The sequence below is a fragment of the Mycobacterium sp. IDUB_37 genome (assembly GCF_055419245.1).
Window position 1 is genome coordinate 104,893 of sequence record NZ_JBVAXG010000003.1, and the last position, 22,376, is coordinate 127,268.

General features: G+C 64.7%; 20 protein-coding genes. 13 read left to right on the forward strand and 7 right to left on the reverse strand.

From position 1 onward, the window contains the following. Window positions 1–63 precede the first annotated feature (63 nt). The 7 genes from iniR (at window position 64) to ACZY1I_RS11320 (ending at window position 11,179) form a co-directional block, all read left to right on the forward strand. On the forward strand, window positions 64–2,496 hold the full coding sequence (iniR, locus tag ACZY1I_RS11290) for an isoniazid response ATPase/transcriptional regulator IniR (RefSeq protein ID WP_463755087.1): 2,433 nt from the start codon (window positions 64–66) through the stop codon (window positions 2,494–2,496). A gap of 59 nt (window positions 2,497–2,555) precedes the next feature. Continuing rightward, on the forward strand, window positions 2,556–3,221 hold the full coding sequence (locus tag ACZY1I_RS11295) for an Abi-alpha family protein (RefSeq protein ID WP_463754483.1): 666 nt from the start codon (window positions 2,556–2,558) through the stop codon (window positions 3,219–3,221). A 2-nt stretch (window positions 3,222–3,223) separates the two neighbouring features. Continuing rightward, the gene (locus ACZY1I_RS11300) at window positions 3,224–4,486 is read left to right on the forward strand and encodes a DUF445 domain-containing protein (RefSeq protein WP_463754484.1); all 1,263 of its coding nucleotides are present in this window, start codon (window positions 3,224–3,226) and stop codon (window positions 4,484–4,486) included. A 9-nt stretch (window positions 4,487–4,495) separates the two neighbouring features. Next, the gene (locus ACZY1I_RS11305) at window positions 4,496–5,092 is read left to right on the forward strand and encodes a hypothetical protein (protein ID WP_463754485.1); all 597 of its coding nucleotides are present in this window, start codon (window positions 4,496–4,498) and stop codon (window positions 5,090–5,092) included. Between the two features lie 4 nt (window positions 5,093–5,096). Continuing rightward, on the forward strand, window positions 5,097–6,500 hold the full coding sequence (locus ACZY1I_RS11310) for a linalool dehydratase/isomerase domain-containing protein (protein ID WP_463754486.1): 1,404 nt from the start codon (window positions 5,097–5,099) through the stop codon (window positions 6,498–6,500). 155 nt (window positions 6,501–6,655) lie between these two features. Then, window positions 6,656–9,859: a (Fe-S)-binding protein gene (locus ACZY1I_RS11315; protein ID WP_463754487.1), complete on the forward strand. Its 3,204-nt coding sequence runs from the start codon at window positions 6,656–6,658 to the stop codon at window positions 9,857–9,859. A 30-nt stretch (window positions 9,860–9,889) separates the two neighbouring features. Next, window positions 9,890–11,179 (forward strand): pyridoxal phosphate-dependent aminotransferase, encoded by a 1,290-nt coding sequence (locus tag ACZY1I_RS11320; RefSeq protein ID WP_463754488.1) that lies wholly within the window; start codon window positions 9,890–9,892, stop codon window positions 11,177–11,179. Between the two features lie 96 nt (window positions 11,180–11,275). Here ACZY1I_RS11320 and rfbA read toward each other — a convergent pair whose 3' ends face one another. Genes rfbA through ACZY1I_RS11335 form a run of 3 tightly spaced genes read right to left on the reverse strand, consistent with a single transcriptional unit; the run spans window position 11,276 to window position 13,314 of the window. Beyond that, window positions 11,276–12,142 carry a glucose-1-phosphate thymidylyltransferase RfbA gene (gene rfbA / locus ACZY1I_RS11325; RefSeq protein WP_463754489.1) on the reverse strand — a complete coding sequence of 289 codons (867 nt, stop codon included), beginning with the start codon at window positions 12,140–12,142 and terminating at the stop codon, window positions 11,276–11,278. Between the two features lie 30 nt (window positions 12,143–12,172). Then, entirely contained in the window at window positions 12,173–12,547 is a 375-nt protein-coding gene (locus ACZY1I_RS11330; RefSeq protein WP_463754490.1) for a nuclear transport factor 2 family protein, read from the reverse strand. An 11-nt stretch (window positions 12,548–12,558) separates the two neighbouring features. After that, window positions 12,559–13,314, reverse strand: coding sequence for a maleylpyruvate isomerase family mycothiol-dependent enzyme (locus tag ACZY1I_RS11335; RefSeq protein ID WP_463754491.1), 756 nt, complete (start codon window positions 13,312–13,314; stop codon window positions 12,559–12,561). 49 nt (window positions 13,315–13,363) lie between these two features. Between ACZY1I_RS11335 and ACZY1I_RS11340 the strand changes: the two genes are divergently transcribed. Both ACZY1I_RS11340 and ACZY1I_RS11345 read left to right on the forward strand, forming a co-directional pair. Further along, window positions 13,364–13,885 (forward strand): hypothetical protein, encoded by a 522-nt coding sequence (locus ACZY1I_RS11340; RefSeq protein WP_463754492.1) that lies wholly within the window; start codon window positions 13,364–13,366, stop codon window positions 13,883–13,885. Continuing rightward, window positions 13,878–15,128 (forward strand): radical SAM protein, encoded by a 1,251-nt coding sequence (locus ACZY1I_RS11345; RefSeq protein ID WP_463754493.1) that lies wholly within the window; start codon window positions 13,878–13,880, stop codon window positions 15,126–15,128. Before ACZY1I_RS11340 ends, ACZY1I_RS11345 begins: the two co-directional genes overlap by 8 nt. On the opposite strand, the gene ACZY1I_RS11350 is transcribed toward ACZY1I_RS11345, so the two are convergent. Together ACZY1I_RS11350 and ACZY1I_RS11355 are read right to left on the reverse strand one after the other, a co-directional pair. After that, window positions 15,122–15,547, reverse strand: a complete 426-nt coding sequence (locus ACZY1I_RS11350; protein ID WP_463754494.1) for a tautomerase family protein — start codon at window positions 15,545–15,547, stop codon at window positions 15,122–15,124. The genes ACZY1I_RS11345 and ACZY1I_RS11350 overlap by 7 nt on opposite strands. Window positions 15,548–15,572: 25 nt before the next feature. Next, window positions 15,573–16,274, reverse strand: a complete 702-nt coding sequence (locus ACZY1I_RS11355) for an SDR family oxidoreductase (protein ID WP_463754495.1) — start codon at window positions 16,272–16,274, stop codon at window positions 15,573–15,575. Between the two features lie 97 nt (window positions 16,275–16,371). Here ACZY1I_RS11355 and ACZY1I_RS11360 point away from each other — a divergent pair, with 97 nt between their 5' ends. The 3 genes from ACZY1I_RS11360 (at window position 16,372) to ACZY1I_RS11370 (ending at window position 19,182) form a co-directional block, all read left to right on the forward strand. After that, on the forward strand, window positions 16,372–16,878 hold the full coding sequence (locus ACZY1I_RS11360) for a winged helix-turn-helix transcriptional regulator (RefSeq protein ID WP_463754496.1): 507 nt from the start codon (window positions 16,372–16,374) through the stop codon (window positions 16,876–16,878). A 92-nt stretch (window positions 16,879–16,970) separates the two neighbouring features. Continuing rightward, complete coding sequence (locus ACZY1I_RS11365) at window positions 16,971–18,458, forward strand: HNH endonuclease signature motif containing protein (RefSeq protein ID WP_463754497.1); 1,488 nt, start codon at window positions 16,971–16,973, stop codon at window positions 18,456–18,458. 112 nt (window positions 18,459–18,570) lie between these two features. Then, entirely contained in the window at window positions 18,571–19,182 is a 612-nt protein-coding gene (locus tag ACZY1I_RS11370; RefSeq protein ID WP_463754498.1) for a TetR/AcrR family transcriptional regulator, read from the forward strand. Here ACZY1I_RS11370 and ACZY1I_RS11375 read toward each other — a convergent pair. Continuing rightward, window positions 19,114–19,638 carry a hypothetical protein gene (locus ACZY1I_RS11375; protein ID WP_463754499.1) on the reverse strand — a complete coding sequence of 175 codons (525 nt, stop codon included), beginning with the start codon at window positions 19,636–19,638 and terminating at the stop codon, window positions 19,114–19,116. The two genes, ACZY1I_RS11370 and ACZY1I_RS11375, sit on opposite strands and share 69 nt — an antisense overlap. Continuing rightward, complete coding sequence (locus tag ACZY1I_RS11380; RefSeq protein ID WP_463754500.1) at window positions 19,625–20,197, reverse strand: hypothetical protein; 573 nt, start codon at window positions 20,195–20,197, stop codon at window positions 19,625–19,627. Before ACZY1I_RS11380 ends, ACZY1I_RS11375 begins: the two co-directional genes overlap by 14 nt. Before the next feature lie 242 nt (window positions 20,198–20,439). On the opposite strand from ACZY1I_RS11380, the gene ACZY1I_RS11385 reads away from it, so the two are divergent. Beyond that, window positions 20,440–22,215, forward strand: a complete 1,776-nt coding sequence (locus ACZY1I_RS11385; RefSeq protein WP_463754501.1) for an N-acyl-D-amino-acid deacylase family protein — start codon at window positions 20,440–20,442, stop codon at window positions 22,213–22,215. Window positions 22,216–22,376 lie beyond the last annotated feature (161 nt).

The window sequence follows — 22,376 nt, forward strand, 5'->3', positions numbered from 1 at the left end:
TGGAGTACAGGGGGTATGCGATTTGAGCAACTCGCTGACACGGGTAACCGCGGCGCCACGGCCATGACCGATACGGGTGTGATACGACACGCGCGCGGTCTCATCGACGACCTCGCGAACACTCCGACGACACCGGTGAAGGCGCTGATCGCCGGCGGGATCGGTACCGGCAAATCAACCCTCCTCGCCGCCGTCCGCGACAACTTGAGCCGGGCAGGTCAAACAGTGCTGACCCGCCCGCCGCGAAACGACGATCCACCCGAAGCTGCGCTGGTTATCGACGATGCCCACTTGCTCACCGATGACGAACTGCTCCAAATCACGCAGCGGGTAGCCCAGGGCCAGGCCACCGTCGTCGCCGCCGCCCAAGTCCATGAGCAACGTTCGGCGCTGAGGTCACTGACCGTCGCCATAGAACGCGACAGGCCACGGATATCGCTAGGCCCGCTGCCAGTGGAGGAACACTTACTTGACGTCACCGCGGGTCTGCCGTTCCTGATCGACGCGACGACCCAGGACGACCGGTCACCAGCAGACGCCGCCAGACTCGCGCTCCTGCCGCGGTTACGGCGGATGGACGAACCCAGCTTGGATGCGCTGCTCATCATGACCCTGGCCCACGAGTTGGGCACCGCCGATGTCGCTGCTGCGCTGAGTATTTCGGTGCCGGACGCCGGCACACTCGTTGACCGGGCACGGGCCGGCGGCCTCACCGAGCCGTCGCACCCACCGGCGTTTTTGCGACTGGTCCATGATGCCGTTGCCCAGACCGTCGGCAATGCGCACCATCACGACGTCGAGACCGCACTTATGCGTGCACAACTCGACAACTCAACGTTGTCGCCCGACCTGGCACTCCGACTGGCCGAACACGGCCTGCACAACGACCGGTTGGCCGCCATCCTCGCGGGTCATGCCGCACAAGCTCGCGACGACTTCGTCCATACCGCGCGGCTATACCGGGCCGCGGCACAAGCCGGCGCCTCGGGGCTGACGTCGAAGTTGGCTGACGTGCTCGCTCTCGCCGGTGATTGTTCGGAGGCTGCGGTATTGGCCGACGATCTGCTCAGTTCACCAGAAGCCGCGGAACGTGCCGCGGCCGTGCGCATCGCGGCCGCGGTGGCGAGTCACGACGGCAACGCCGGCCAGGCTGCCGAACTGTTCGGCTGGCTGGGCCCGTACCCCGATGCGGTGGTGGGCTCGGCGGCCGCGATCTCACTCACTGCGACAGGTGATTTGACGACGGCACGAGCAGCCCTGCGCCTTGAGCATTCCGGGCCGCCGACAATCGCTGCGCGCGCATCGCGCGGCTTGGCCGAAGGGCTGCTCCTCAGCATGGAGCAGCCCTATCCGGCCGCGATGGCAAGGCTGAGTCAGGCCATTGCAGTCGAACAGTCGATCGGTGCGGCATTTCCGGACAGCCCTCCCGCGCTGGTCGCCCTGGCCGCGATTCACGGCGGCGATCCCGTCCGCGCCCACAGCGTCATCAGCCGGGCGCTGCGCGCCGGCGGGAGTGTGGCCTTCGAGCATCGGCATCTGCTGTTGTCCGGCTGGATCAAGATGCTTGACGGGCAACTCCCGTCGGCGAGCGCGGACGCCGCGGCGGTGCTCTCGGGTTCCGACGCCGGCGCGAATCTTCATCGCCGTGACGCGTTGTGGGCCGCCGCGCTGCAGACCGCCGTCGCGCGTCGCAGCGGCGACGCCGGTGCCCTTCAAAAGCATTGGTATGCAGCCATGGAGGTCCTGGCCGAATACTCCGTGGATCTGTTCGCTTTGCTGCCATTGGGCGAGTTGTGGGTCGCCGGCGCCCGAATTCGTCAGGTTGAACAGCTACAGCACCCGCTCGGTCAGGCGTTCAGGCTGATTAATTCCCTGGGCAATCCTGCGCTGTGGTCCAACCCCCTGCATTGGGCCGGCGTCCACGCAGGAATCCTGGCCAACTCGCCGGAGGCCGTCGCCCCGCACGGGCAAGCCCTGAGCGCGGCGGCAGCAAACAGCACCCTCGCGCATGTTCTGTCCGGCGCCGGTCGGACCTGGCTACGTGTGCTCGCCGATCAGGTCGATGCCGACGAGGTGACGGCGGCGGCACGATCGTTGTCCAAGGTCGGGTTGACCTCCGACGCGACCCGACTGGCCGGTCAGGCCGCGCTGCAGACTCCGGACGCCCGAGTGTCGGGGGCGATGCTCCAGCTGGCTCGGGACCTGAAGTCGGGCAGCGGTTTTGGTGAAACACCCGGCGCGCAGGTGAGCGTCGAATCAGATCCGAGAGCGCCCGCACCGCGTCAGCCTCCGACGGGCTCGTCGTTGTCCGATCGCGAGCGCGAGGTTGCCGAACTACTACTGCTGGGCATGCCCTATCGGGACATCGGCGCCCAGTTGTTCATCTCACCGAAGACCGTCGAGCACCACGTTGCCAGGATCCGCCGCCGGATCGGTGCCGAATCCCGTTCCGAGATGCTGTCAATGTTGCGCGCAACCCTCGCTCCGCAGAGTTGAGGCGCGGACTGCCGCGTTGACACTAGGCGAGCAGCACTGTCACTGAGTACGGTGCAGCAGTGGGAATTCCTTTGGATCCGCGTTCGCTGCTCGGAATCGCGGCCGACGTGACGTCATTCTGGCTTCGCACCACAGTTTGGACCGAGAAAAAGCTCATCGGGCTGCTGCCGTCTATACCCGAGCCGGAGCCGGCTCCCGTGTTGCCCGCACCCGCTGCTCCTCCCCCACCGCCCAACTCGCTGAACAGCAAGATGCGCGCGTTGCTCGACCGGGCGCTGGACCAGAGCACCAGCGGCAGCCAGACGGAGCTGTTCCACCACATACTCGACCAGTTGGTCGCCGACGAGGCCCGCATCATCGGCGCGCTGTCCGACGGCTCGACGTCGCCGGCCGTCAATGTCTACGACTGGACCCGCCGTCGCACCACAGGACGCGCGGTTCTCGAAAATGCGTCGCTGATCGGCCGCAGCGCCAATGTGGCCCTGCCGGAAATGGTCCCGACCTACGTCAGCCACCTGCTCTCCCTGGGTCTTGTCGAAATGGGTGCGGAAGACGCGGATCTCAAGGATGACTACGAGATCCTGCTGGCCGAGACCGCGGTGCTGCGCGCCATCGCGGAAGCATCCCGTGGTCCGCTCCCCGCGCGAGTCGAAAAGCACACACTGAGACTCTCGCCGCTGGGCCGCACATTGTGGAAGGCGACAACACAAGGCGAACGGGGTTGACCATGACGACTGTCGTTAACGCGTTGCAGTCATGGAGTGAGATCGCGAAAGACGCCTCCGCCAATTGGCTCATCTATGCCTCGATGCCGCTGATCGCCGCCTTCGTCGGGTGGAGCACCAAGATCGTCGCGCTGGAAATGATCTATGTGCCACTCGAGTTCAAGGGAATCGGACCGATTGGCTGGCAGGGCATCGTCCCCCGGCGAGCAGGCAAAGTCGGGTCCAAGACAATCGAGTTGTTGACGACGAACCTGCTCAAACCCGAAGAGTTGGTCGAAAAGATCGACGCGGCCGAGGCGGTCGAGGCGCTGCGCGCCCCCCTGGCACAGGCGATCGACGACATTTCGCGCGACCTCGCCGAGCAGATTCGGCCTGGCCTGTGGGATTCGCTACCGGCAGCGGGCCGCAAAGCGGTGCAGGCACGCATCAATGCGCAGGTACCACGGATCACCGAGAACCTGCTCAACGAGTTGAAGTCGGATCTGAGCCGCTATGTCGACGTGCAGTTCCTGGCCGTCACCACGCTGGTGCGCAATAAAGACAAGCTCGTGAAATTGATGCGCGGCATGGGTGACAACGCCATGGCGTTCGTCCGCCGCAGCGGGATCTACTTCGGTTTTGTCATCGGCCTGGTGCAGATGGTGGCGTGGGGGCTGTTCAAGAATCCGTGGATCATGCCGGCATTCGGCTTCGGCGTCGGCCTCGTCAGCGACTACATCGCGCTGAACATGTTGTTCCGGCCGATCAGGCCGATGAAATTCCTCGGCCTGTTCAAATTTCAGGGCCTGTTGCACGCTCAGCGCGACATTGTCACCGCCGACTACGCCCGGATCCTGGCCGAAGATCTGTTCACTCCGGAGACCCTTTTCGACGGCCTCCTCAAAGGCCCGGGTTCGGACAAGCTGTTCGCGCTCGTCGCCAAGGAAGTCGAAGAGGCCATCGATGCGCAGACCGGTATCGCCCGCCCGCTCGTCGTCTTCACCGTCGGGACGCAGCGCTACCGCGAACTCAAAGATCGGGTGGTGAACCTGGTCCTCGAGCGTCTGCCGTCGACGCTGCTCGAGGCCCAGGACTACGCCGTCAGTGCGATCGATCTCGAGCACACCATCGTCGACAAGATGAACCAGCTGACCGACGAGGAATACGAGTCGATCCTGCGGCCGGTGTTCAAAGACGACGAACCGTTGATGATCGCGGTCGGCGCGGTGCTCGGCGGTTGCGTCGGTGAACTACAGGTCCAGATGATCGAGCTGTTAGGACGTTAGGCTGGTTCGGTGGCCTGTTGCGTCGTCGCCGCATTGGTGTTGGCGATCCTGCACGGGCTCACTCCATGGCGTCGACGCACTCCGGACGTTGCGGGGTTTGCTCCGCCGGCCAGCAGGCCGGGCCCGGGAGAACCGCGGGAGCTGGTTCCCGCAGTCGAGCTGCCCCGCCAGCCCGCAGCGCTGAGCCGACCGGCCGCCGCTTTGGGCTGGGTCGCCAGGTTCGTCGCCCTCGGCGCCCTTGCCTATATCGCGGCGATCGCGGTGTTGGTGCGATGGGGTGCGGCGCACTCGATGGCATCCGGACCCCAATGGTTGGCCCGAACCCTCGTCCTCGTGGCCGCGGCGGGAGTCGCCACGGCATTGTCCGTGATCGTTTTTCGGCGCGGATTTGACCGATCATCCGGCCGTGAAATCATCGGTTACGCGGCAATTGGACTCGCGCTCATGGCAATCGAGGGAATGGCCTTCGACATGCATCTGCTGTCGATCTTTCACCTGATGAACCCAGCACTGCACGACGGCATCCATATCGCCGCGTTCACCGCGCTCATCCTGGGCTTTGTGATTGCGCTGCCCATGCCGCGGCAGCCCACCAAGGCGGTGTGAAGCGATGTCGCAATCCGTTGGTACAACAGTCGAAGTTGCCGAATCCAGCCCGGAAGACCTTGCTACGCAACGCTATCTGCTCGACCTGGCATTGCAGCCGCTCGATCGATTCGACGGATTCACCCACCTCGAGCAGATCGGCCTCAGCGCCCTGCGTTACCAACTCAACTACGTCTGCTACGCGCTGTCGATGGCCCAGTACACCAGGACACCGGCGTTCAGCGGGTACCTGGCCGAAGCGCAGGCGAACACCATCCGCAAGATGTGCGACAGGCGGGTCTGGGGCTACTGGGCATCCGAACGGCTGATTGGGTACGGGCGATGGAACCCGGATCCGATGGTGTTCGGAAACGTCATGTACACCGGCTTCTTCGCCGCCATGCTCGCGTTCTACGAGACGCTCAACAGCGACCGCAGTTTCGACGCCGACGGAGCACTGCCACTGGTGTGGAACTCCCGCCGCCGCTACGACTACGGGTTCACCAAGATCGCCCACGCGATACAGCACAACATGCACAACAGTCCGGCGACGCTGTATCCCTGTGAACCACACCTGATTTACCCGATGTGCAACACCATCGCGCTCAACGGCCTCACCGGTTACGACAGGCTGCATGATTGCGACCTCACCGGGCACCTGGCGGCGAACATGCGCGAGTCCTTCAGCCGCAATCAATACCTGTTGCCCGGCGGCCGCTTTCGACTCGGCCTGGGTCCGATGGGGATCAAATTCCCGCCTGCACTGTCCAACGACGCGGTGATGACCTACTGGCTCGACGGGGTGATGCCCGATTTGGCCGAGCGCACCTGGTCCATCCTGCGGGAGCAGCGACTGAGCATCGAGGACGGCGCGGCGCAGTTGAAGACGCAAGCGATCGATCACGTCGACGTCGGGTCATATCGCAAGAGCGATGTGTGGACCTGGGTCAATATTTTGTGCGCCGCACGGGAAATGGGCGACGACGACGTTGCCAAATCCGTGGACGCCGTCATCGCCGACCGCTTCGCAATGGATCACTCCGAGTCCGGCGCGCGCAAGATCGCCGGCGTGTCGACGTGGGCCAACTGCGTTTTCGCGTTGGCCCGGTTCGTCAAAGAGGGCAGTCTGCGTGGCCTGGCCAACGGCACAGTGCCGGACGCCTGGAGGACGGGACCGCAGTTGACCCGCGCGGCCTACCCCGCGGTGTTGGTTGCCAAAGCGGTGAGCGACGGCAGTAGACTTGAACTCGTGCTGCGGCCTGGTGCCGGGCCGGTGCGGACCGCGCTGGAGATATCCCGGCTGCGACCCGGCGGCAGTTACCGGGTCACCGGCGCCGACGAGGAGAACGTCGCCGCAGATTTGCACGGGCGCGCCCTGGTGCATGTGTTACTCAGCGAAAGACTCGAAGTACGAATTATGTTCGACTGATCACACCGAAACCCCTCTGGGCTGGTGATCTGCGCAAACTTAGGTTTGCCTATCTCGCGGCGAGTGCCACCAAGGTGTCAATATGGGCAGGTTAAGCAGCAAAAGGATCAATAGCCCGCTGATTTTTCAGTGACGATGAATTGGGGTGACCTGCCGTGACCACGCAGACAATCATCAGGCTCGTTATCGGCCTGAGTGGGACTGCGATCGTAGGCGTGTTGGCTCTGCGACGTGTCTGGTGGCTGTACAGGCTGGTGACGTCCGGACAGCCGGTCACCGGACGCACCGACGACATCGGCGCCCGGGTCTGGGCTCAGGTCTCCGAGGTGTTCGGGCAGCGCAAACTGCTGAAGTGGTCGATCCCCGGGTTGGCGCACTTCTTCACGATGTGGGGCTTCTTCATCCTGATCACGGTCTACATCGAGGCCTTCGGGGTGCTGTTCGTGCCCGACTTCGCCATCCCGATCGTTGGCCACTGGGACGCGCTGGGCGCACTGCAGGACTTCATCGCCCTGTCCGTCGTAGCCGGCCTCGCCACCTTCGCAGTCATCCGATTGCGCTCGGAGCCCAAGGAATACGGCCGTTCCTCACGGTTTTACGGTTCGCATACCGGCGGCGCGTGGCTGATCCTGTTCATGATCTTCCTGGTTATTTTCAGCTACGCGATATTCCGCGGGGCCGCTGTCAATACCGGAAACTTCCCCTACGGCGGGGGTGCGTTCTTCTCGCACTTCATGGGCTGGACCATGCATTCGCTCGGTCCCAACGTCAACGAGTGGATCGAGACCGTCGCGCTGCTGTCGCACATCGGTGTGGCGCTCGTCTTCCTGCTGATCGTGCTGCATTCCAAGCACCTGCACATCTTCTTGGCGCCCATCAACGTCACGTTCAAGCGGCTGCCCGACGGCCTGGGCCCACTGCTGCCCGTCGAGTACAAGGGCGAGCCGATCGACTTCGAAAACCCGCCGGACGACGCCGAATTCGGCCGCGGCAAGATCGAGGACTTCACCTGGAAGGGCATGCTCGACTTCGCCACCTGTACTGAGTGTGGGCGTTGTCAATCGCAGTGTCCCGCTTGGAATACCGGCAAGCCGCTGTCGCCCAAGCTCGTCATCATGGACCTGCGCGACCACTGGATGGCCAAGGCCCCGTACCTGCTGGGTGAGAAGAAGGCCGAGCCGCTCGAGGGTCTCGACCTCGAGACCGTCCACGAAGATGGCCACCACGTGCCGGAATCCGGCTTCGGCCGGGTGCCCGGACACGGGCCCGAGCAGGCCGCCCGCCCGTTGGTCGGCACCGCAGAACAAGGCGGCGTCATCGACCCCGACGTGCTGTGGTCGTGCGTGAACTGCGGCGCCTGCGTGGAGCAGTGCCCGGTGGATATCGAGCACATCGATCACATCGTCGATATGCGCCGATACCAGGTGATGATGGAGTCGGAGTTCCCCTCCGAGCTGGGCGTGCTGTTCAAGAACCTGGAGAACAAGGGCAACCCGTGGGGCCAGAACGCCTCCGACCGCACGAACTGGATCGACGAGGTCGACTTCGACATTCCGGTCTACGGGCAGGACGTCGAGAGCTTCGACGGCTTTGAGTACCTGTTCTGGGTGGGTTGCGCCGGCGCCTACGACGATAAGGCGAAGAAGACCACCAAGGCTGTCGCCGAACTGCTCTCCATCGCCGGGGTGAAGTTCCTGGTGCTCGGCACCGGCGAGAGCTGCAACGGCGACTCCGCGCGCCGGTCCGGTAACGAGTTCCTGTTCCAGCAGCTGGCCCAGCAGGCTGTGGAAACCTTGGACGGCGTGTTCGAGGGCGTGGAGACCGTCGACCGCAAGATCGTCGTCACCTGCCCGCACTGCTTCAACACCCTCGGCAAGGAATACCGCCAACTGGGTGCCAACTACTCGGTGTTGCACCACACCCAGCTGCTCAACCGGCTGGTGCGCGACAACAAGCTGGTGCCAGTGAACTCCGTCTCCAAGAAGGACATCACCTACCACGACCCGTGTTTCCTGGGCCGCCACAACAAGGTGTACGAGGCGCCTCGCGAGCTGATCGGTGCCGCGGGAGCCAAACTCGCCGAAATGCCCCGTCATGCCGAACGCAGCTTCTGCTGCGGGGCCGGTGGCGCGCGCATGTGGATGGAAGAACACATCGGTAAGCGCATCAACCACGACCGTGTCGACGAGGCGCTGGCCACCGGCGCCGACACCGTCGCCGTCGCGTGCCCGTTCTGCCGGGTGATGATCACCGACGGCGTCAATGACCGGCAGGAAGAAGCTGGTCGCAGCGGCGTGCAGGTGCTGGACGTGGCCCAGGTGCTGCTCGAATCACTCGACCTCGAGAGCGTGAAACTGCCGGAGAAGGGCACCGCAGCCAAGGAAGCCGAGAAGCGGGCTTCCGAGGCGGCTGAGGCGGCGGCGAAGGCCGCCCCGAAGGCTGCCGCGCCGACAGCCCCCGCCGAGGTCGAGGCGGAGGACGAGGAGCCGGCAGAGGCACCCGCGGCCGACGAGAAGCCTGCCGCAGCGGCGCCCGCAGCGCCCGTTAAGGGCCTGGGCATGGCCGGCGGCGCGAAGCGTCCAGGAGCCAAGAAGACCGCAGCGGCTCCTGCCGCCGAGGCAGCAGCTGCCCCGGCCGCGCCCGCTGCGCCTGTCAAGGGTCTGGGCTTGGCCGGCGGCGCGAAGCGCCCCGGAGCCAAGAAGACCGCCGCTCCCGCCGCTTCGGCTGCGCCAGCAGCCGAGACGGCCGAAACGGCCGCACCCGAGGCACCTGCGGCGCCTGTTAAGGGCCTGGGCATGGCCTCGGGAGCAAAGCGGCCCGGCGCCAAGAAGGCGGCGCCCGCAGCCGCCCCCGCGGCGGCACCCGCTGCAGAGGCCAAAGCAGCCGAGGCGGCCCCGGCCGAACCGGCCAAGCCCGCGGTGCCCGTGAAGGGCCTCGGGATGGCCAGCGGCGCCCGGCGCCCCGGCGCCAAGAAAGCCGCACCCGCCACGGCCGCTGAGCCGGCTGCGGCCGAGGCCGAACCGATCAAGGCTGAATCCCCCGCGGCCACCGAAGCCCCGGCCGAACCGGCAGAAGCGGCAGCACCGGCCAAAACCGAGCCGCCGGTGAAGGGTCTGGGTATTGCGGCCGGTGCCAGGCGTCCCGGAGCCAAGAAGAGCCCCGCCGCCGCACCTGCCCCGGCCGCTGAGCCGGAGCCGGAGCCAGCCGCCGAACCCGAAGCTGCACCGGAGCCGCAGGCAAAGTCCGAACCCGAACCGTCGGCAGAGACCAACGGCGACGCGACCGAACCCGCAACACCTGCATTGCCGGTCAAGGGCCTCGGACTGGCCCCCGGAGTACGCCGGCCGGGCAAGCGCTGATCACGCTTTAGCACCGATCAGCAAATATCAGTGGACAGCGATGGGAGCATGGTTGACGTGACTACTCATCAGCTGCCCGCGCATACCTCCGGCCATCACCGGCAGCGTGCGTTCGCACAGTCGTCCAAGTTGCAGGACGTCCTGTACGAAATCCGCGGCCCTGTGCACCAGCACGCCGCACGGTTGGAGTCCGAGGGGCACCGCATCCTCAAGCTGAACATCGGCAACCCGGCGCCGTTCGGCTTCGAGGCGCCGGACGTGATCATGCGCGACATGATTCAGGCGTTGCCGTACGCCCAGGGGTATTCCGACTCCAAGGGCATTTTGCCGGCCCGCCGCGCGGTGGTCACCCGTTACGAGCTGGTACCCGGCTTCCCCCGATTCGATGTGGACGACGTCTATCTGGGCAACGGGGTCTCCGAGCTGATCACGATGACGATGCAAGCGTTGCTGGACAACGGCGATCAGGTGCTGATCCCGGCGCCGGACTACCCGTTGTGGACCGCGACGACCTCGCTGGCGGGTGGAACGCCCGTGCACTACCTGTGCGACGAGACCCAGGACTGGCAACCCGACATCGCCGATCTCGAGTCCAAGATCACCGAGCGCACCAAGGCGCTCGTCGTGATCAACCCCAACAACCCAACCGGCGCGGTGTACGGCCGCGAAATCCTCACCCAGATGGTGGCTCTGGCACGCAAGCACCAACTGTTGCTGCTCGCCGATGAGATCTACGACAAGATCCTCTACGACGACGCCCAGCACATCAGTCTGGCCACCCTCGCGCCGGACCTGCTGTGCCTTACCTTCAACGGCCTCTCGAAGGCCTACCGCGTGGCGGGATACCGGTCCGGCTGGCTGGCGATCACCGGCCCCAAGGAGCACGCCAGCAGCTTCATCGAGGGAATCAGCCTGCTGGCGAACATGCGGTTGTGTCCAAATGTTCCGGCGCAGCACGCAATTCAGGTAGCGCTGGGCGGCCATCAGAGCATCGAGGACCTCTTGCTTCCCGGCGGCCGCCTCCTCGAACAACGCGACGTCGCCTGGAACAAGCTCAACGAGATTCCCGGCGTCTCATGCACCAAACCGGAGGGTGCGCTCTACGCGTTCCCCCGGTTGGACCCCGAGGTCTACGACATTGCCGACGACGAGCAACTCGTCCTCGACCTGCTGTTGCAGGAGAAGATTCTGGTCACCCAGGGCACCGGATTCAATTGGCCCGCACCGGATCACCTGCGGATCGTGACGTTGCCGTGGGCACGTGATCTCGCGAAGGCGATCGAGCGCCTGGGGAACTTCCTGTCCAGCTACCGACAATAGCCCGCCGAATGTCGGCGAGCAGACGCAAAGTCCCAATATTCCAGTACGAAATGCGGGCTTTTGCGTCTGCTCGGCAGGTCGGCGCGACCGCCGAAATCAGTCCCGCTGCAACAACTCCAGCAGATAGCCGCCATATCCCGACTTGGCCAGCGCGTGACCACGCTGCTCCAACGTCTCGTCATCGATCCAGCCCAGCCGCCACGCGACTTCCTCGGGAATGCTGACCTTCAGCCCCTGCCGAAGTTCAAGCGTCCGAACGAAATCGGCGGCGTCCAGCAGCGAATCGAACGTCCCGGTGTCCAGCCATGCCGTCCCGCGGGCCAGCACTTCGACTCCGAGCCGACCGCGGTCCAGATAGATCTGGTTGACCTCGGTGATTTCGTACTCACCGCGCGGAGACTTTTTCAGCCCCTTGGCGATCTCGACCACATCGTTGTCGTAGAAGTACAACCCCGGTACCGCGTAGTGCGACTTCGGCTTTTGCGGCTTCTCTTCCAGCGACACCGCCAAGCCATCGGAGTTGAACTCCACCACACCATAGGCCGACGGGTTGGCCACCCAATAAGCGAAAACGGCTCCGCCGCTGATGGATTGGAATCGCCTGAGACTGGTACCGAGACCAGGTCCGTAGAAGATATTGTCGCCCAACACCAATGCCACCGAGTCATTGCCGATGTGGTCGGCGCCGAGCACGAACGCCTGCGCCAGGCCGTCCGGATTGTCCTGGGTCACCCAGGTGATGTTGATCCCGAACTGCGAGCCGTCACCCAGTAGCCGATGAAACCCGGGCGCATCATGCGGCGTCGTGATCATCAGAATGTCGCGGATGCCGGCCATCATCAGCGTGGTGAGCGGGTAGTAGATCATCGGCTTGTCGTACACCGGCAGCAACTGCTTGCTGATACCCATGGTGATCGGATACAGGCGGGTGCCCGAACCCCCGGCCAAGATGATCCCGCGCATGCTGCAGCTCCTGTCGCCTTGCGATGTGCCCTAGTCGACCCGGTCGCCGTCCGTGAGCTCAGTCGCGGCCAAAGCCGACGCCAAGTCCTTATGACGGAATACCGAGGTGACGTGGTCATGAACCACCCGAAATGCCGATGCGCCGGTTGACGCATCGAAGGGTTTGTTGCGATCGCCGATCGTCTGTTCGACCACCACGATGCCGTCGTGCACGAACATCCGTCCCAACTCCGCGGTCGCGCTCAATGAGGCGGCCCACCTGCGCAGTGCATCGTGCCCCTGAGCGGCTCCGTGCGCGTCACCGATTTCGATGTCCTCGCTGGACAGAGCAGTCAGGGTTTCGATGTCGGAGCTGTTGAGTGCGTCGTGCCAAGCCAGCACGGTGGCGATCTCCGATGTTGTCATGGTCAGCAAGTCTAAAGAGGCGTGCGATCCAGCCATCGTTGCCATACGGCATCGTCGCCGAACAGCGTGATCCCGGTATCGCCGAGCGGGACTCTGCGGGTCATTGCCAACAGCAAATCGCTGACCCCGCCGCGCAAAGCCACGGTGCCCTTACCGTGCTGGTGTGACCAGTTGAGCGTGCCGCCATCGAGGGCGACGGTCCACTCACCCGCCTCGCCGAGTCCAGGATTGGTGGCGTGCAGATGCACGGTGTCGTCGCCTTCGAGGGGTAGCGGAGCGCCGTCGCGCCCCGCCTGAATCACGATTCGCTCGAAGAACTCGTCGATCCCGTCCGCGGCGACGTGCGCATCAAGTGCGATGTCGCTGCCGAGCGCGATCGCGGCATCCGCTCGATGCACGGCGTTCTCGTGCAGCCGCCGCCGGATCCACCAGTTGGCGGACCGCGGCCCCAGGAATGTCCAGACCGAGGTTTGCGCGCCGATCTGATGGACCGCGTCGACGAGCAACTCTGCTCCACCGTTCAACCAGGCGATCGCGTCGTCGATGCCCGGCGGCGGCTTACCGTCTTCGACACTTCGGAAGTCCAGGAAACTGTCTCTGCGTTCGCGAACAATCTGCGCGGCCCAGCGGTCGCCTCGCCCGACGTGGCGGAACAGCTGGTCGATGCTCCAACCGGGGCAGGTCGGCACCGGCGTCGATTGATCGGCGTCGCGGACGAGTTCCCCGAAGGCGCGGGTTTCGTTGAGGTAGGCCGACTCGAAGTCCACGCAACTGACGCTACTGCGCATCCGCCTCTCGAGCGTCGATAATTGTTTGATGACGTCTGCACCTCATTTCATCGTCACGTTCCGGGGCATCGAGATCGGCCGCTACGAGACGGCCGAACGGGCAATGGCCGCCGCAAGGTCGGTAATCGACACCGAAGTGGGTGTTCAGCACGGACGGGCCGAGTTGTCCCCGGGTGCGGTCCCGGCTGAGCTGCCGCGAATCGAATGGCAGCCGCCCCGCGTGCCATTCCCGTTCGACGGGGCCGGGTACTGGAACTGGCGCGCGCAGTCAGTGACGTCGGAACGGCGGCCACCCACGGCGCCACGACCCGCACCACCCCCGCCCCCGGCACCCCCGGGACCCGAGCCGGTGCTGCCACGAGGGCGCGACGACCATGCGAACTTGGGCCCGTCGACCGTGTATGGCGGTCCGGTGCCACTGCCGGCCTCGCAACAAGCAACGACGATCGTTCCCGTCTACGGCGGTCCGCCACAGCGGCCCGAACCAGTCGATCCACCGGAACCACCGGAACCCGGACGCAAGCGATGGTTCGGCAAAGGCCATGACTGACACTTCCCGGCGCAGCACCTATGCGGTCTGGGAATTGACCCTGGCGTGCAATCTCGCCTGCGCGCATTGCGGGTCGCGAGCGGGCCAGGCGCGACAGCACGAACTGTCTACCGCCGAGGCCCTCGACGTCGTCGATCAACTCGCCGAGGTCGGGATTCTGGAAGTCACGCTCATCGGCGGCGAGGCATTCCTGCGACCCGACTGGCTGGAAATCGCTGCGGCGATCACGCGCCGTGGCATGCGCTGCACGGTCACCACGGGCGGCTACAAGCTGAATTCGGTCACGGCGCAGCGCATGCGCGCGGCCGGCATCGCGCAGGTCTCCATCTCCGTTGACGGAATGGCGCAAACTCATGACGCACTGCGCGGCCGGAAGGGCTCCTGGCAGTCCTGCTTCCGCACCGCCGAGCATCTGAGGGCCGCAGGCATTCCCATTGCCTGCAACACCCAGATCAACCGGCGCTCGATCGTCGAACTTCCGGAGGTCTATGAAGCCCTACTCGGCGCCGGGGTCAACGCATGGCAGCTGCAGCTGACCGTGCCGATGGGCCGCGCTGCCGACAATGTCGACCTGTTGCTGCAGCCCAGTGAGTTCCTTGTGGTGTTTCCCGTCCTGGCACGCATTGCCGAGCGGGCGGCAGCCGACGGGATCCGTATCTACGCGGCGAACAACCTCGGCTACCACGGCCCGTACGAACAATTGCTGCGCTCGCCCGAGGGCGATCTGTCCTGGCAGGGCTGCCAGGCCGGTCTCTCCACCATCGGCATTGAAGCCGACGGCACGATCAAGGGCTGCCCATCCCTACCGACGGCCGACTACACCGGTGGCTCGGTGCGAACCCGCCGCATCGCCGACATCCTCGATGCCCCGGAACTGACGTTCAACTTGCTAGCTGACCATTCCGAACCCCGCGACGACTTGTGGGGCTATTGCCGCGCGTGCGAACACGGGGCCACGTGCCGGGGTGGCTGTTCGTGGACAGCGCACACCCTGTTCGGTCGACGCGGCAACAATCCCTACTGCCATCACCGAGCACTCATTTTTGAACAGCAGGGCCGCCGTGAGCGCCTGATCCCGATCGAAGCGCCGACCGGACGCCCGTTCGACCATGGCCGCTTCACGTTGGTCACCGAAGCCATCGACACCCCATGGCCGGACGGCGCCAGACCACCATTGTCCGTCGACGACATTCACTGGCCGGTCGACTGGCCGACCCCGGTCGGCGCCTCAGGCGGTCAGTAGGCGGATACCGAGTTGGTTTGCGCCCAAGCCTTTTCGGCGTCCGAGCCACCCGGCGGTGGCACCATTCCGTTGATCATCCACAGCTCTTCACTGGTCTCGTCGACATGGAACTCCCAGTGCAACTCTGGATGCCTTTCGAGCGACGGAGTCAGTATGTTCTTGATCCAGTGCGCGATTCGTTGGCGACCAGCCTTGTCAGCGGAATGTCGGGCGATGTGTTCGATGACCACCCGAACGCCGACCGGAGTGGGTTCGCCGCCGACGTAGAAGTCGGCGGGCCTGGTCTCGTTGAAGACGGCGACCACGTAGAACCTGGGTAGTCCGGCCTTTTCGTAGTGGTCGGTGATGCGGGCGGCCAGCTGCCGCTTCTCGTCATCGGTGAAGATTCCCGGCGTGTGGTGAATTGTCCACAGAGGCATGGCAGTTCAGCTCCTTCGTTGTCTACTAGTGCGAGAGCGCGAACGCGAGATTCTCGACCGGGCCCGAGAGCGCGGCCTTGACATTCACAGTGGCGTCGTCGGTGAGCACCTCGAGTGCACCGGCCTCCAGTCCGTCGACGATGCGCTTGGCAATCTCTGCCGGGGTGGTCTTCGGCAACGGGATCTCCGAAACCATGTCGGTGTCGATGAAGCCGGCGTGCACGCCGACCACCTGCGTGTTCTGCGACGCCAGTTCCACCCGCAGCGAGTTGGTCACCGACCAGATCGCAGCTTTGGAAGCACCGTAGGCGCCACTGCCGGCCAGCCAGGACAGCACCGAGTGCACATTGACGACGGCGCCACCGGCGTTGGCAGCCAGGATCGGCGCGAACGCCCGCGTCACCCGCAGCGGCCCAAATACGTTGGCGTCAAAGGTCTCGGTGAAATTGTCGAAGTTCCCGGCCAGCAATGAATCCGGGATCAGAATGCCGGCGTTGTTGAACACGATCTCCGCGTCGCCGGCGATAGCGGCAAGTGCGGCGACCGACTCGGCGGAGGCGACCTCGAGTTCGTGGGTGACCACCTGCGGGCGGTCGTCACTGAAGGCGGACCTGGCTGTCGAGTACACCTTGCGCGCCCCGCGGGCCAGGACCTCGTCGACCAGCGCCGCGCCGAGTCCGCGCCGACCTCCGGTCACCACCACCACCTTGCCTGCCACTGCAACCATCTTCTTGCCTTCCCGCGCTAGCTGGATAACGATCTCGTTAGTGAGATATAATCATCCCAAGCTGAGTAATGCAAGCGTTAGTTACGTGAGGTGCGCCATGGAGTTCGAGAAGAAGTTGAGCGACCGGCAGAAGTGGTCGATCGGCGACGCGTGCTCGATGGCGAAGGTGCTCGACCTGCTGAACACCAAGACCACGTTCTTGGTAGTTCGCGAATGCTTCTATGGCACAACTCGATTCGAAGACTTCATGGAGCGGATCGGCACCTCGGCACCGGCGGTATCTCGAGCGATGAAACAACTCGAAGCGGCCGAGATCATCGCCCGGGTGCCCTACCAGGAACCAGGTAAGAGAGCCCGGGACGAATACCAACTGACCGCAGCCGGAAAGGATTTGCTGCCGGTGTTCCTGTCACTGATCCAGTGGGGCGACAAACACCTGCAGGACGGCAAGGGCCCGCTGCGCTTCGTGGCCACCGAATCCGGTCGCCCACTCGGCGTGCGGGTTACCGACGACCCTGACGGTCCGTCCGCGAATTCGGACGGCATCGAGATCCGATCCAATGCCGCATTCAGACCTCGCCGCGCAGCGTCAGGCACATCCTGAGTGTTGCCGACTCATCCACAGTTGGCGATCTATCCACAACCGGGGCTTTCGGGCACCACACCCGCCAGCGCACCGCATTAAACTTCGAAAGTATGTTCGATGATTTGGTGGAGGTCGGTGATCCCGCGCTGATCACCGCCATGGATGCCGCCGCGCGGACCGAAGCCGCTGCAGCCGCCCGCCGGTTGGCTTCGATTGCCGAACTGGTAGTCCGTCACGCCATCGGGCCCACGGACAGCGCGCACTGGTCCTGCGACAACTGGGATTTCATCGCCTCCCAAGTCGCTGCCGCACTCACCATCAGCCAGAGTCTCGCCTCACACCAGATGTATCTGGCCCTGGCGCTGCGCAACCGCCTGCCCGCCATTGCGGGCCTTTTCGCGCAAGGCCAGCTGAGCCTGCGGCTCGTCACCACCATCATCTGGCGCACCGACAACATCAAGAACCCCGCCGTCCTGCGCGTGGTGGATGCCGCCTTGGCCAACGACGCCACCAGCTACGGGCCGCTGTCGCTGTCCAAGACCCAACTCGCCATCGACGAAATCGTCGAGCGCTGGGACCCCGCGGCAGTGCGTCGCTCCCACGCCAAAGCCGAAGATCGCCAGGTCGTCATCGACTCCGCCGATCAGGACTCGGGCACGGCAACCATCTACGGATCGCTACTTTCCGCCGACGCCATCCTGCTGGACCGCCGACTGCATGAAATGGCCCATCAGGCCTGCCCCGACGATCCCCGCACCGTGGCTCAGCGCCGGGCCGACGCCCTAGGCACCCTCGCCGGCGAAGGCAAGCGCCTGGTCTGCCAGTGCTCCAATATGGACTGCCCCGCGCGTACTGACACCGACCCGCGTGCCGCCGCAGTCGTCATCCACATCGTCACCGAACCGGCCAGCCTGGTCGTGACGCCTGACACAGACATTTCCAACCAGGCCGCACGCCCGAGCGGCCAGATCATCGGCGGACCGCGCATACCCGCAATCCAACTGGCCGCCCTGGCCGCTACTGGCGCGAGAATCGCTCCGCTCAACTACCACGCGGATGCCGCCCCCGCTCCGCGCTACCGGCCCCCCGCAGCCATGGAGTGGTTCATCCGTTGCCGCGACATGACATGCCGGTTCCCGGGGTGCGATCGCCCCGCTGACAAAACCGACATCGACCACACCATCGCCTACCCCTACGGGCCCACCCACCCATCCAACCTCAAATGTCTATGCCGAAAACATCACCTGCTCAAGACATTCTGGAGCGGCCCCAAAGGCTGGCGCGACAGTCAACTACCAGATGGCACCGTCATCTGGACCTCCCCAACCGGGCACACCTACACCACCCGGCCGGGTAGCCGGCTGCTCTTCCCCACTCTGAGCCTGCCCGCCCACCCCCTACCCTCAACACCGGCGGTGCCTCAACACATCGCAGCCCGGACCCTGATGATGCCCACTCGCGCCCGGACCCGCGCCCAAGACCGTGCCAGGCGCATCGACAGGGAGCGAGCAAACCACTGCCGAGCCCGCACCGCCCGCCCAACGCGACCGGCCACCGCAAGCGCTCCCGCCACCAATGACGATCCACCTCCATTTTGAGGCGGCGGACCTCGATACCCAAGGCCGCCAACGCGTCCCGGATCGCCATCAGGTATTCGCCTCACGGCCCCGAAAACGGGCCAGTTGCGATCCAACCGGTAACGTCTCAGCCATGCGCACCCATGGGTGGGGCGGTGCCAAGCCCGCGACCGACGAAGAAGCCGTCGAACGCATCCTCGATGCCGCAAGCGAAGCCATCGCCGAACGCGGCGGCGACATGCGGATCGCCGATGTGGCACGAACGCTGGGCGTCTCGCGGCAGACCGTCTACAACTACTTCCCCGGAACCAACACGCTGGTCGAGGCGGCCGCCACCCGGTCCGGCATCAGGTTTCTGGAGCGACTGGCCGAACACTTGGCCGGCATGACCGATCCCGTCGACGCGCTGGTAGAGAGCCTGGCCTTCACCCTGGAGTGGTTGCCGGACGACAAGCACGTGCAGTTGATGCTGGTCCACGATTTCACCAAAGCCTCGACCGGGGTCACCTCGGAGATGGGTATCAGATTCGGCCACGGAATCTTGGCGGGACTCGATGTCGACTGGGCGGAGTTGGGACTGCATGACGCCGACCTGGACGATCTCGCGGAGTACATGCTGCGGATCCTGCAGTCCTTCATGGTCGATCCCGGGCGCCCACCGCGCACCGGTCAGGTACTACGCGCTTACCTGCGCCGCTGGGTTGCGCCGGTCCTGATCGCCGAGTTCGCCACTCATCGCGTCTGACGATCGCGTGAAACAGCGCCACATCAGATAGCCCAAAAAGCCATAGCAGCCAACGACATACGGCACGCAACCGTTGTCGTTGCCCGGACTATCGAATAGGGCAAAGGTCCACAGCGCAGCAAACACTGCCAGATGCACGATCGAGTAGACGCCTTCCAGGCTGCGGATCGGAACGCGATTCAGCGGCCCGCTCTGCAGCGCCCGGATGGTGGCCACCCCGAATCCGGCGACAATGCCGAAGCAGATCACCTCCGCGACAACGTGATACGCCGTTCCCTGTCCGGAAAGCACCGACAGCCCCGCGATCGTGGATATCAACATGCCGAGCAACGCCGTGCTGGCCACACCGGCCAGCAGCGCCCGACCCACCGTGGTCCCGCCCGTCAATCTACGAACGCAAAACGCAAAGGCGAACGGGCCGAGCATCGAGAAGCCGACCAGGCTATCGATCGGCACCGAATCCAGCCGCAGCTGCTGATAACCGGCATCGTAATTCCAGACCCCACCAATGATATTGGGGCCCATAGTGATCGAAGATCTCATAGAACGCGTGGTGCACGAATGCCACGCACACCGACCCGATCAACACACCGTTGCGGCGGTCGAAGATTCCCAGCCGCTCCACGATGTTGAACGCCAACGGTAGCAGCGACAAGTACAGCGCGATGATGTACAGCGGCATCCGCTCGAACAGGAAGCCGATCGTGAATTTGTTGTGCACGAAAGCCAGATCGGGCATGCCCAGCTTGTCCAGGAAGTAGGCCGGTACCTCCAACGTCAGCATGTACGTCAGCGCACTCGCCAACAAAATCAACTGCCCCGACCGGCGGGCTCTGGCACGCCCGATCGCACGCCAGAGATAGGCGCCGGCACCCCCGATCAGCAGGATCTCGATCACTGCCATCGTCGGATGTTGCAGATGCCGGTTCCAGTACACGACTGGTTGCAGGTGCGCACAATCGGCGAAATCCATCTGTCGGGCGAGCTCGAAGGACGCGTCGCTGCAGGTACTCATTGCTGCACCACCGTGATCGGGACATCGTGCTGCCACGGCTGACGACAGGCGGTGTCGGACACCCGGAAGGTCCCGCGCTCGAATTCGCCGGTGGCAAGTCCCACGCGGCACACCGCCCCTCAGATGTAGACTAGACAGATATCCTAAAACGTCCAGCCCGGAATCTAGCACTGAACCGGCGCCCACGACAGCGATTGGATTTACGATCTCGGTAGGCTGTCCAGTCAAGTGAGGTGATTGCGTTGACTTTCGACACAGTGGTCGCAAACGGCAGGTGGTTCGACGGCACCGGAGGTCCGTCGGCCATCCGTAACGTCGGCATTCGGGACGGCCGGGTGGCCGCCGTCTCCCCGAGTCCCCTGGACACGACCGGGTGCCCGAATGTCATTGACGCCGAAGGCAAGTGGGTGATTCCCGGCATCATCGACATTCACACCCACTACGACGCCGAGGTGCTGGCCGCCCCGGAACTGTCGGAGTCGGTGCGGCACGGCGTCACCACGATCGTGATGGGTTCATGCTCGCTGTCGACCGTGCACGTCGACGCGGGCGAGGCCGCCGACCTGTTCGGGCGGGTGGAAGCGATCCCACACGAACATGTGGTCCGCATCGTCGGCGAGCACAAGTCGTGGAACAGCGCCCGGGAGTACGTCGACGCACTGGAGTCCCTGCCCCTCGGACCTAATGTGACAGCGTTCATCGGGCACTCCGACATGCGGACCTCGGTGATGGGCCTGGACCGGTCGACCCGTGCGGACGTGAAGCCCACCGCGGCCGAGCAGACCCGCATGGAGCAGATGCTGGCCGAAGCCCTCGACGCCGGCTTCCTCGGAATGTCATCGCAACAACTTCTTTTCGACAAGATCGACGGCGACACCTGCCGGTCACGCACCCTGCCGTCGACGTACGCCAAAGGCCGCGAGCTACGCCGTTTGAAGAACCTGCTGCGCAGCGCCGGCCGCGCCCTGCAGTCCGGTCCCGACATCAGCCATCCGCAGAACATCGTGTCGCAGGCATTCCAGTCGCTGGGGTTCCGGCGGCCGCACCTCAAGACCAGTCTGCTGGCGGCAGCGGACATGAAGTCGGCACCGGGCAGCGTGTGGCTGACGAGCGTTCTTGCCGCCGTGGTGAACCGGTTGGGCGGCGACTTCCGCTTCCAGCACCTGCCGGTCCCGTTCGAGGTGTACGCCGACGGGATCGACCTGGTGGTGTTCGAGGAGTTCGGCGCGGGTGCGGCCGCGTTGCACCTCAAGGACGAAATCGAACGCAACGAACTGTTGCGCGACGAAGAGTACCGGCGGCAGTTCCGCAAGGACTACGACGCCAAGTTCGGCCCGCGCGCCTGGCACCGTGATTTCTTCGACGCCGAAATCGTCTCGTGCCCTGACCAATCGGTGGTCGGCAAGTCTTTCGGCCAGGTCGGAGTGGAGCGCGGCGGTCTGCATCCGGTCGACGCGTTCCTTGACCTGGTGCTCGAGCACGGTACCGCAATCCGTTGGCACACTACGATTTCCAACCACCGGCCCAAGATGTTACGTCGACTGGCCCGCATGAACGGCCTGCAGGTGGGCTTCTCGGACGCCGGCGCGCACCTGCGCAACATGGCCTTCTACAACTCCGGCCTGCGCCTGCTTCGCCATGTGCGCGACGCCGAGATCGAGGGTCAGCCTTTCCTGACGGCCGAGCAGGCGGTGCACCGACTCACGGGTGAATTGGCCGACTGGTACGGACTGGATGCCGGACACTTGAGGGTGGGCGACTGGGCCGACCTGGTGGTCATCCACCCGTTGCGCCTCGATGACTCACTGGACGCCTATCACGAGGCCAATATTGATGCCTACGGCGGACTTTCGCGGATGGTGAACCGCAACGACGCGACCGTCGAGGCGGTGTTCGTTTCGGGGCGGGCGGTGTTCCGCGACGGGCATCCCACCGAGATCCTCGGACGCGAGCGCACCGGCGGTTTTCTTCGTGCCGACGGCCGGCCCAGGAATGTGCCGCGGGCCGTTCCGGCCTGAGCATTCGGCCCGTAACCGACGGGCAGATTGAGGTATTTTCTCGATTGCATGTCATGCAATCGACGATTCGATAATCGTTACTGGCGGGCACTCGACTTCCGTCCTAGCGTGGGTTACTACAACGACCCCAGGGATTGCCCCCTCGATCACGCTGGGAGTCA